Raw genomic sequence first — 10,057 nt, forward strand, 5'->3', positions numbered from 1 at the left:
CCCGCACCCCCTCCGCAGAAGCCCCAGCCTATGGCGACCTCAACTCGATCCCAGCTCGATCCCAGCCCCGAACGGCGAAGGTAAGGCCATCGACGACGAAGGGAAGATCATGAACATCGGGGACGAGCTGCGGAACGTGGTCAGGGGCCGGGTACTCGCGGCGGGCGACGACGGTTTCGAGCGCGCGCGCAGGCCCTGGAACCTCGCGGTCGACCAGCCCGTGCGGGCCGTGGTCGAGGCCGCCGACGCCGACGACGTGGCCGCGCTGGTCCGGCACGCGCACCTCGCCGGGCTGACCGTCGCGACCCAGCCGAGCGGCCACGGCGCCACCGGCGACGTCCGCGACGTGATCCTGCTGCGCACGACCCGCCTGGACGAACTGGAGGTCCGCGACGGGATCGCCCGTGCCGACGCCGGCGTCAAGTGGGGCCGGGTCCTGGAGGCCGCGAGCCCGCACGGCCTGACGGGCCTGGCCGGCAGCAGCCCGGCGGTCACCGTCACCGGCTACACGCTCGGCGGCGGGCTCAGCTGGTTCGGCCGCAAGCACGGCTTCGCTTCCGAGAGCGTCCGGGCGTTCGACGTCGTGGACGCCACGGGCCGCCGCTCCCGGGTGACGGCCGGCTCCGACCCCGACCTGTTCTGGGCGCTGCGCGGCGGGGGCGGCGACTTCGCGATCGTCACCGCGATCGAGTTCGACCTGCACCCCGCGCCGCGCCTGCACGGCGGGCGGATGCTCTGGCCCGCCGACCTGGCCCGGCCCGTCCTGGACGCCTTCCGCGAGATCACGGCGTCCGCCCCGGACGAGCTGACCGCCTGGTACGAACTCCTCCAGTTCCCCGGCGCCGACCCGCTGGTGGCGGTGGACAGCACGTTCCTCGGCGACGGCGGCGACGCGGAGGTCCTTCTCCGTCCGCTCGACAAGATCCCGGGGCGGATCTCCGACTCCCGCACCATGCTTCCGGTCGCCGACCTCGGCTCGATCACCGCAGAGCCGACCGACCCCGGGCCCGGCGTCTCGCACGCGGAACTCCTGACCGGCCTGGACGACTCTGTGGCGGCGGCGCTCTTGGAGCGTCCGATCGACCCGCTGCTCAGCGTGCAGGTCCGGCATCTCGGCGGGGCTCTCGCCCGTCCGTCCGGGACTCCTGCCGGACACCTGGACGAGCCGTTCGCCCTCTACATGTTCGGCATCCCCGGCGAGGACGGCGGCACGGCCGTGCGGACCCGCCAGCGGGAGATCGCGGACGCCCTCGTCCCACACACCACGGGCCGCAAGCCGTTCACCCTCCTGGCCCCCGGCGAGCGCGCCGCCAACGCCTTCACCCCCGAGACCCTCACCCGGCTTCGCGGCATCAAGCGCGCCCGCGACCCGCAGGGCGTCCTGCGCAGCAACTTCCCCGTTCTCGGCTAACGAACGCGAACGCCCGTCCTGCCGGGGGGTGGCAGGACGGGCGTTCAGGCGTTGCGTCAGCTGAAGTACTCGATGAACGGCGCCTTCTTGCTGGGATCGGACGCGGTACCGGTGCTCACGATCGCGGACGTGCCGGGACGGGCGTCGACGTCGGACGCCTGGACGGTGCCGGAGCGGCCGGGGCCGTTCAGCGTCGTCCAGGACGAGCCGTTGTAGTGCATGTACTGGCTCTTGGTGCCGGTCGTGATCGGGAGCATGACCACGCCGCCCTTGCCGTCCGACGACAGGCCGATGCCCGCCGCGTTCAGCGGGGTGTTGATCGTCTGCCAGGACGTGCCGTTGTAGCGCTGGATCGCGTTGGTGATCTGGGCGTTCTGCCGGACGCGCAGCACGTAGACGTTCGTCGGCGAGTCGGCGACGATGCGGTGCAGGGTGCCCTGGTAGCCGGGGACGCCCAGGGAGCCGGGGACGTCGATCTTCTTCCAGGACGTGCCGTTGAAGTGCATCACCAGCCCGGTGACGGACGTTCCGGTCGCGGACGTGGTGCCGGCGAGCCACACGTCGTTCTTGGAGCGGACGTCAACGGCGGTGATGGACGAGCCCGCCGGCAGCGGGACCTTGGGGTCGACCCAGGCGCTGCCCGTCCAGCGCAGGATGGCGGACGGTCCGCCGGCGGCGGCGTCGATCCCGGCGATGGAGTAGGCGGTGCCGTCGGGCGCGGCGGACACGGCGGTCGGGAAGCCCACCATCGGGTAGGCGACCTGGCTCCACTTGGTGCCGTTCCAGTAGAGGCCGAGGGTGCCGCTCCAGTTGTAGCCGATGACCCATGCCTTGGAGGCGCTGGAGACGGCGACGTCGGTCGGGGTGAAGCCGACCGGGCTCTTGTCGGCGGCCCAGGCGGAGCCCGTCCAGCGGACGATCTTCGCCTCCATGCCGAAGAAGGAGCCGGCGGCGCCGACGGCCCAGCCTGCGTTCTTCGCGCCGAAGTCGACCCGGTCGAGGCTGCCGTTGTAGTTCAGCGCCCCGCTGGAGATGTTCTTCCAGCCGGCGGCGTGCGCCGGAGCGGCCACCGCGACCGTCCCGGCCGCGCAGGCCAGGGCGGTGGCGGCCGCCAGCGCCGCGTTGCGTCTCATATGCTCCCACTCCCAAGATCACAGCAAGCGTGCGCAAAAGAGTACGGCATTACTTACTGCACGGTAAGGGGAACCCCCGACCCGGCCGGATCAGGACGCACCAGGCACATCAGTCACAGACGTCAAGACGCCCGGAACCGCACGGTTCCGGGCGTCTCACGCCGGACAGGCTACTCGCCCTTCCAGTTCGGCCTGCGCTTCTCGGCGAACGCCGCCGGGCCCTCCTGGGCGTCCTTGGACGTGAAGACCGGCAGCGTGATCTCCTGCTGCTTCTTCCACGCCACCTCGTCCGTCCAGTCCGCGGACTCGACGATGACCTTCTTGGTCGCCGCGAGCGCCAGCGGCGCGTTCTCGGCGACCTTGAGGGCCAGCTCCTTGGCCGCGGCGAGCGCGCCGCCCGGCTCGGCGAGCCGGTTGACGAACCCGAGCTCGGCCATCCGCTCCGCCGGGTACTTGTCGCCGGTGAGGGCGATCTCCATGGCGATGTGGAACGGGATGCGCTGCGGCAGCCGCAGCAGCCCGCCGCCGGCCGCGACCAGGCCGCGCTTCGGCTCGGGCAGCCCGAACTGGGCGTCCCGGGCCGCGACGATCATGTCGCAGGACAGCGCGACCTCGCAGCCGCCGGCGAGCGCGTAGCCCTCGACGGCGGCGATCAGCGGCTTGGCCGCCGGACGCTCCACGATGCCGGCGAACCCGCGTCCCTCGACGATCGGGTTGTCGCCGGTCAGGAAGCCCTTGAGGTCCATGCCGGAGCAGAACGTCCCGCCGGCGCCGGTGAGCACGCCGATGGACAGGTCCTTGCGGGAGTCGAGCTCCTCGATGGCCGCCGCGATGCCCCGCGCCACCTCGCCGTTGACCGCGTTGCGGGCCTCCGGGCGGTTGATGGTGATGACGAGGACGGCGCCGTCTTCCTCGGTCAGAACAGCGTCGGTCATTCAGTGCCTCACTTCGGCTGGAAGCGGATACCGCCGTCGAAGCGGATCGTCTCGCCGTTCATGTAGTCGTTCTCGATCAGGGACTTGACCAGGTGCGCGAACTCCGGCGCCTTGCCCATCCGCTTCGGGAACGGGACCGGCGCGGCGAGCTTGGCCTTGAACGCGTCCGCGCCCTCGCCCTCGCCGTAGATCGGGGTGTCGATGATGCCCGGGCAGATGGTGTTGACCCGGACGCCGATCGCGGCGAGGTCGCGCGCCGCCGGCAGCGTCATGCCGATGATGCCGCCCTTGGACGCGGAGTAGGCGATCTGCCCGGTCTGGCCTTCGAGGCCGGCGATGGACGCGGTGTTGATCACCACGCCGCGCGCGCCGTCGGCGTCGGCGGGCTCGGTCTTGGAGATCGCGGCGGCGCCGATCCGCATCAGGTTGAAGGTGCCGATGAGGTTGACCCGGATGACGGTCTCGTAGGAGGCCAGGTCGTGCGGGCTGCCGTCGCGGTTCACCGTCCGCGAGGCCCAGCCGATGCCGGCGCTGTTGACGATGACGCGCAGCGGGTCGCCGGTGTCGACGGCGGCCTGGACGGCGGCCTGCACCTGCTCCTCGTTCGACACGTCCGTCTTGACGAAGACGCCGCCGATCTCGTCGGCGAGTGCCTTGCCCTTGTCCTCGTTGAGGTCGGCGACGACCACCTTGGCGCCTTCGGCGGCCAGCGCGCGGACGGTGGCCTCACCGAGGCCGCTCGCGCCACCGGATACGACGGCGGAAACTCCGTTCAGGTCCATAAGCGACACCTTACGTGAGGGACCGAATGTGGTTCGGGGTGATGCTATCCAGACGTCCTCGCGCGCTCCGCGCACACCCCGGCGGATCACGGAGGCGCTTATTACTCACGAGTTACAATAGGGGGCGCGTTTGCTCCCCGCAGCTACGGGCACCCGCCGAACATGAGCGAGCGTCCGCCACAGAGCCAGTCCTACCCCGGCCGGACCGGGGACATGGCACCCGAACCGCGCGACGAGATGCGCGACTACACCGGCAGCGACCTGCTGCACGGGCGTCGCGCGCTGATCACCGGCGGCGACTCCGGGATCGGCCGCGCGACCGCCGTCGCGTTCGCCAAGGAGGGCGCCGACGTCGCGATCACGTACCTGGAGGAGGACGACGACGCCCGGCACACCGCGGGCCTGGTCGAGGCCGCGGGACGGCGCTGCTTCACGTTCGGCGGCGACATGGCCGAGGAGCGGCACTGCCGCGAGGTCGTCGAGCACAGCGTCCGGGAACTGGGTGCGTTGGACGTGCTCGTCCTGCACCACGGCACGCAGGCGCCGGTGAAGGACGTCCGGGAGATCGACGACGAGCAGCTCCGCCGGACGTTCGAGGTCAACGTGTTCGCGGTCTTCTGGACGATCCAGGAGGCACTCGACCATATGGGGCCGGGGTCGTCCATCATCATCACCGGGTCCATCAACGGGCTGCGCGGCAACAAGTCGCTCATCGACTACTCCGCGAGCAAGGGCGCCGTGATGTCGCTGACCGGGAGCCTCACCCAGAACCTCATGGACCGCGAGATCCGCGTCAACTGCGTCGCGCCAGGGCCGGTGTGGACGCCGCTGATTCCCGCGACGTTCGACGAGGAACGTGTCGAATCCTTTGGGAAGAACGCACCGATGGGACGTCCCGCCGATCCCGATGAGATCGCGCCGTCCTACGTGTTCTTCGCCTCCAACCGCCAGTCGTCGTACTACACCGGGCAGACGCTGGTACCCGCCGGTGGAGAGATACATCCCGGCTGATGGAGCTGCAACGTAGCGACACTGGTGAACCCGGCTACGGACGGCGGAGGGCCGGCAAGGGGTTCGTGTATCTCGGCTTAGACGGCCGTCCCTTGCAAGACCTCGCCGAGAAGGAACGCATCCGGTCGCTCGTCATACCGCCCGCATGGAAGGACGTCTGGATCTGCCCTGACGCGGACGGCCACATCCAGGCGATGGGCACCGACGCGGCCGGTCGGCGCCAGTACCTCTACCACGAGGCATGGCGGGAACAGCGCGACCAAGAGAAACATGAGCACGTCCTAGAGCTGGCCGAACGGCTGCCCAAGGTTCGCCACACGCTGACCGAATATCTGGCCGGACGAGGCTATTCGCGGGAGCGGGTCCTGGCGGCGGCTGTGCGCCTCATCGACCTCGGGTTCTTCCGCATCGGCGGGGAGGCGTACGCGGCGGAGAACGGCACGTTCGGGCTCGCGACCGTCCTGCGGGAGCACGTGACGTGCCGGCGCGACGAGGTGACGTTCGAGTACCCGGCCAAGGGCTCGAAGGACCTGTACCGGGCGGTCGCCGAGGAGAACGTGTGCAAGGTCGTCGCCGGGCTCAAACGGCGCGGGGACGACGCACCCGAACTCCTCGCCTACCGGACGCGGGACGGCTGGCACGACGTCACCACGTCCGACATCAATGACTTCGTCCGTGAAGTGACCGGCGGCGACTTCACCGCCAAGGATTTCCGCACCTGGCACGCCACCGTCCTCGCCGCCGTCGGGCTCGCGGTGTCGGTGCGCGCCGACGGCAGCGACTCCGCCCGCAAGCGCGCCATCGTCCGCGTCGTCAAGGAGGTCGCCGCCTACCTCGGGAACACCCCGGCCGTGGCGCGGGCGTCCTACATCGACCCGCGCATCATCTCGCTCTACGAGGACGGCGAGACGGTCGCGCCCGTGCTCGGGGGGCTCGGCGTGGAGACGTCCGAGGGCGAGCTGGCGACGCAGGGCCCGGTCGAGCAGGCCGTCCTGGACCTGCTGCGCTCGGCGGGCTGAGGCTGTGGGACGACCGGGAGATCACTCCCCTCCGCGCGATCTCACGATCGTCCACTCGTAGTGGCGAACGTCACCAGGCCGACACCCGTTCCCGGACGGGACCGCGATCCGCGGCCTCCGGCGCCTCCAGGCAGTACATGGCGTAGGCGTGCTGGATCACCGGGAGCGCCACGTTCCGCACCCGGATGCCGCCGGACGTGAGGCCCTTCTCCGTCCCCTTGTGCGCGTGGCCGTGGATCGCGAGATCGGCGCCCGCGGAGTCGATGGCCTCGCCCATGAGGTAGCTGCCGAGGAAGGGGTAGATCTCCAGCGGCTCGCCTTCGAGGGTGTCCGGGCACGGCGCGTAGTGGGTGAGGGCGATCGTGACGTCGGTGTCCAGATCGGTGAGGGACGCGTTGAGCCGCGCGGCGAAGTCCTTGGTGTGCCGGATGAACGCTTTCATCTCGGGCTCGCCGAAGTCGCTGGCGCAGCGGCCCTCGAAACCGCCGCCGAACCCCTTGCCGCCCGCGACGCCCAGGGTCGTCCCGCCGCAGTCCAGGACCGTGGCATCGCCTTCGAGGACGGTCACTCCGGCGTCCCGCAGCACGCCCCCGATCTCGTCCTCGGCGTCGGAGTGGTAGTCGTGGTTGCCCTGAGGGATCGGCATGGATTTGGCGGGCAACTCGATAGTGTAGGATTCTGGTGAGCAGCAGAGGGGATATGTGCCCATGTGCGAAGTGAATGGCCTGCAGGATGTAGGGAGGGATCGCTACCTGATGGTCCAGTTCTTCGGCGAGCATGATTGCAAACCAGCCTTTCCCTTCATGCTCAGCCATCAACAGTGCACGAAAACCTACCAGATGAGGCTGACCTGATCGAAGGGCCTCCACCGCTTCATTGATAGTGTGCGGCGCTTTATAGATCTTACTCACTGCTCGAACAAACGCTTCCTCGTTGCCCGCTGACACGAGGTCAACTTCAAAGGTGTGTGGTGCATAGTAGACCGAGATCCAAGGGTTTCCAGCGACAAAGGCATCGAGGCCAACCTTGCGTTCGGCGCCAGCTTTTTGGGAACCTATCGCCTTGCGCTTCTTGCTTGCCAGAAATTCAAGGTCAGTTGGCTGCGGCGTCACATCAAAGAAGGTGGTATCAAGGTCAGTGACTATCGCACAGCGCTTGCGGATTCGGAGGTCGTGAAAAAGGACCGCGACGTTTTTGAACCCCGTGCTGCGTATGTTGATGACGCTAATACCCAACTCATCAACGCTCAGCCCTAGCAGCTTCTTCACCAAGACTGGGATCAGTATCTCCTCCGCATCGCCTTCAACGAGCAGCACGCTTTTAGCGAACAGCAAATTGCTACGAACGGCATCCAGATATCTCTGGATGCTTCTCACCTCTGATGGCTCGAGCCCCGTAGCGGGTTGATAAGCCTCGCAATATGAGCCTTGCCGTCCCAGAATGTTGACGTTACTCACATTGCTCACTTCGGAGATGTGGGCCGAATGCGTCGTGTAGATGATCTGGGCATCGCTGTAGGAAATACGGTCGAACAGAGTTTTCTGGATGTGGGTGTGGATGTGCGCTTCGGGCTCCTCTATTAGCAGAAAATTGGCAATGGCAAGCTTCTCGCGCTGATACTTGAACTCAAGGAGTTTCAGCGTCAGGTAGATAAGGTTCGCTCCGCCCAAGCTCAGCTCATGGATACCACCCTCATACCCGTCATCGGTCTCGCCGACGAAGAGGCGCAGCGACTGAAATAATTTTTCTGCTTCGTCTGGTAGGTCAGATTTGATCGAAAGCGAAGCAGGCGAATAGGTTTCTCCGGCCGCATCCTTGATGGTTTCCCGAATGTGGTTACGAACCGACTGCACGTCTTCGAGGCCTTCGATAGAGGCATTCAGGTTCCTGACCATCTCGGTTATGGGAAGCATCGACACTGGATCGATCTCGCCGCTCTTGCTTTTAAGAAGCGTAAACAACGGGTTCGTTCGGTTGTTGTGAAACTCGGCCACGACATCCCGAAGGGCCTGGATGAAGGTCAGTGACACTTCTTTCGTAACCGAGAGAAATCCGGGGACTTTAGCCCCTATCTCAGGAAATTCAGTCTCGGCACTGAAAATACACGTATCGAAATCGCCCACGATCGATTGGTAGACGGAGGGGTCACTGAAATCGGCACCGCTTCTTCCTGTGAACACAGTTTCGTAGTCGTCAATCGTGATGGCATTACGTATTCTCGTAAGCTCTTCATCATCAAAAACATCGAGAGCAGCCAGCTTGAGCCGGATCTCCTTTTTCGGACGGAAGATGAGGTTATAGGTGGCCTTCGCCAGCGGTCCGCCTTCGAGCGCAGCCGTGCCATGAAGGAATAGCGCCTGCACGGCTTCGTCAGCGCTGATCTCTTCGAACTCAACACTGATGATGATCCAGTGGCCTCGCCATTCGCCGAGCGATCGGCAGAAGTCCGATTCCTCCAGTCGATAGGCGGCACGCACCATGGTGTCATCCAGTAGTAGACGGATTGCGCGTAGGATATTGGACTTACCTGCGCCATTCTCGCCGATGATGGTGTTGACGCCCCGCTGAAACTTCAGCGTTGTATTGCTGAAGTTTCGGTAGTTGACCAAAGTCATTTTGGAAATGTGCATAATTCTCCAGAGCGCCAACACTCATAAACAGCCTTGTTCGTTTGTGAGCGATGGTAGCGTGAGGGGGAATGATTTTCCCACAGAAACCGCTTGCAGGCGCCAGCAGTAGGCGCAGCGATTGCGCTGCTTCGCAATAGCTTTATCACATGATTGCAAGTGTTGGGGCGCAGGCCAAAACGTGCTCCAGCTGACGTCATCGTATTCGTCAGGGTTGACGGACATGAAGATTTCCACCGACTCGCCTAGCCCTTGCAAGTGTTTTTCTATTTCCTAAAGAAATTTGCTCGTCCCACAGGAGAAGCTTAATTAGGGCCTCCTGGATAACATTGGGCGGCCATAAAGCCAGGACGCTGACTACTGCAACTCGCATCTTTATATACGCACTGATGTCATCTGCCGAACACTCAACGCTCTGTTCAGTTCCATGGTCATTCTGGCTAGACACCATATAGGTTCTTTGATTCGGTGATGGAACTTGCGAAAAGAAAACTGATGATGCTCGAAAAGCCAGACAGGCCAGGCTAATCTTGAGTTCCTCCAGATTGCGGATCAAGAATGTCGAGTAGCATATTGTCGTGCGATGCGCGTGTTGCCCTGTAGAACATGCACCGAGCTAGAAGGATCCTTTTCATGCTTCGGGCGGAGGCAAGGTGCCTGGGCTCCACAGAGATTGTCGCGGTACTGCCACTCCTGATATCGGTCACCTTTAGGTGGTAGCGCCCAATCAAGCCGTCCTCACGCATGGTGTGGCCTAGGCATTTGAAAGTGAGAGAGGTTTCTGACAAGTTGGTCTCCGATAGCCTAGGCATGGCTAGGGTAGTAGCGGGTACACAGGGCCTTAGTTGATCGAAAAATCTTCAGGGTTACAGCTGTTGTCTACCTGACATTTATTGGCCGGTACCCAAGGACCCTTTGGCTCTACTGCGTCAAGGCGATGTATTGTCAGAACGCCGGCGTAATAACTGCCGGGTACTCCCGGGAAGCCAGCTTTCTCACCGTCTTTGAAGTGGCCTTCATAAATTGGAACGATCTGGCCGTTTTGTGGAGCAAGGCTTACCGAAACACGCCCCGAGGGACTGCAATGAATGATCATTACGGCGTTCGTGCAATGAGCGTTTCATGACTCGTCAAATACC

8 protein-coding genes and 1 pseudogene are annotated in these 10,057 nt (G+C 64.8%); 4 read left to right on the plus strand and 5 right to left on the minus strand.

Annotation, left to right across the window (positions count from 1 at the left end):
- Window positions 1–109 precede the first annotated feature (109 nt).
- A complete protein-coding gene (locus HUX53_RS14645) occupies window positions 110–1,411 on the plus strand; it encodes an FAD-binding oxidoreductase (RefSeq protein WP_176403736.1) in 1,302 nt (433 codons plus the stop codon).
- Window positions 1,412–1,467: 56 nt separating this feature from the next.
- Here HUX53_RS14645 and HUX53_RS14650 read toward each other — a convergent pair whose 3' ends face one another.
- From HUX53_RS14650 to HUX53_RS14660, 3 genes are all read right to left on the minus strand, one after another.
- A complete protein-coding gene (locus HUX53_RS14650) occupies window positions 1,468–2,544 on the minus strand; it encodes a hypothetical protein (RefSeq protein WP_176403737.1) in 1,077 nt (358 codons plus the stop codon).
- 170 nt (window positions 2,545–2,714) lie between these two features.
- Window positions 2,715–3,479, minus strand: coding sequence for a crotonase/enoyl-CoA hydratase family protein (locus HUX53_RS14655; RefSeq protein ID WP_176403738.1), 765 nt, complete (start codon window positions 3,477–3,479; stop codon window positions 2,715–2,717).
- A gap of 8 nt (window positions 3,480–3,487) precedes the next feature.
- Window positions 3,488–4,261 carry an SDR family NAD(P)-dependent oxidoreductase gene (locus tag HUX53_RS14660; RefSeq protein WP_176403739.1) on the minus strand — a complete coding sequence of 258 codons (774 nt, stop codon included), beginning with the start codon at window positions 4,259–4,261 and terminating at the stop codon, window positions 3,488–3,490.
- 162 nt (window positions 4,262–4,423) lie between these two features.
- Between HUX53_RS14660 and HUX53_RS14665 the strand changes: the two genes are divergently transcribed.
- Window positions 4,424–5,272 (plus strand): SDR family oxidoreductase, encoded by an 849-nt coding sequence (locus tag HUX53_RS14665; protein ID WP_176403740.1) that lies wholly within the window; start codon window positions 4,424–4,426, stop codon window positions 5,270–5,272.
- A complete protein-coding gene (locus HUX53_RS14670) occupies window positions 5,272–6,291 on the plus strand; it encodes a DNA topoisomerase IB (RefSeq protein ID WP_176403741.1) in 1,020 nt (339 codons plus the stop codon). The genes HUX53_RS14665 and HUX53_RS14670 overlap by 1 nt, the downstream gene beginning before the upstream one ends.
- 70 nt (window positions 6,292–6,361) lie before the next feature.
- On the opposite strand, the gene HUX53_RS41115 is transcribed toward HUX53_RS14670, so the two are convergent.
- Window positions 6,362–6,937, minus strand: a complete 576-nt coding sequence (locus HUX53_RS41115) for a metallophosphoesterase (RefSeq protein WP_176403735.1) — start codon at window positions 6,935–6,937, stop codon at window positions 6,362–6,364.
- 319 nt (window positions 6,938–7,256) lie between these two features.
- On the opposite strand from HUX53_RS41115, the gene HUX53_RS41120 reads away from it, so the two are divergent.
- A complete protein-coding gene (locus HUX53_RS41120) occupies window positions 7,257–7,547 on the plus strand; it encodes a hypothetical protein (protein ID WP_255205259.1) in 291 nt (96 codons plus the stop codon).
- On the opposite strand, the pseudogene HUX53_RS43030 reads toward HUX53_RS41120, so the two are convergent.
- Window positions 7,479–8,921, minus strand: a pseudogene (locus tag HUX53_RS43030) (ATP-dependent endonuclease); the annotation flags it as partial. The gene HUX53_RS41120 and the pseudogene HUX53_RS43030 sit on opposite strands and share 69 nt — an antisense overlap.
- Between the last annotated feature and the right edge of the window lie 1,136 nt (window positions 8,922–10,057).

It is taken from the genome of Actinomadura sp. BRA 177, assembly GCF_013372625.1.
GTDB lineage: Bacteria > Actinomycetota > Actinomycetes > Streptosporangiales > Streptosporangiaceae > Spirillospora.

Bases quoted from the DNA above. Each gene is read 5' to 3' on its own strand.
- HUX53_RS14645 (WP_176403736.1), top strand. From the start codon at position 110: ATGAACATCGGGGACGAGCTGCGGAACGTGGTCAGGGGCCGGGTACTC.
- HUX53_RS14655 (WP_176403738.1), bottom strand. From the start codon at position 3,479: ATGACCGACGCTGTTCTGACCGAGGAAGACGGCGCCGTCCTCGTCATC.
- HUX53_RS14660 (WP_176403739.1), bottom strand. From the start codon at position 4,261: ATGGACCTGAACGGAGTTTCCGCCGTCGTATCCGGTGGCGCGAGCGGC.
- HUX53_RS14650 (WP_176403737.1), bottom strand. From the start codon at position 2,544: ATGAGACGCAACGCGGCGCTGGCGGCCGCCACCGCCCTGGCCTGCGCG.
- HUX53_RS41115 (WP_176403735.1), bottom strand. From the start codon at position 6,937: ATGCCGATCCCTCAGGGCAACCACGACTACCACTCCGACGCCGAGGAC.
- HUX53_RS14665 (WP_176403740.1), top strand. From the start codon at position 4,424: ATGAGCGAGCGTCCGCCACAGAGCCAGTCCTACCCCGGCCGGACCGGG.
- HUX53_RS14670 (WP_176403741.1), top strand. From the start codon at position 5,272: ATGGAGCTGCAACGTAGCGACACTGGTGAACCCGGCTACGGACGGCGG.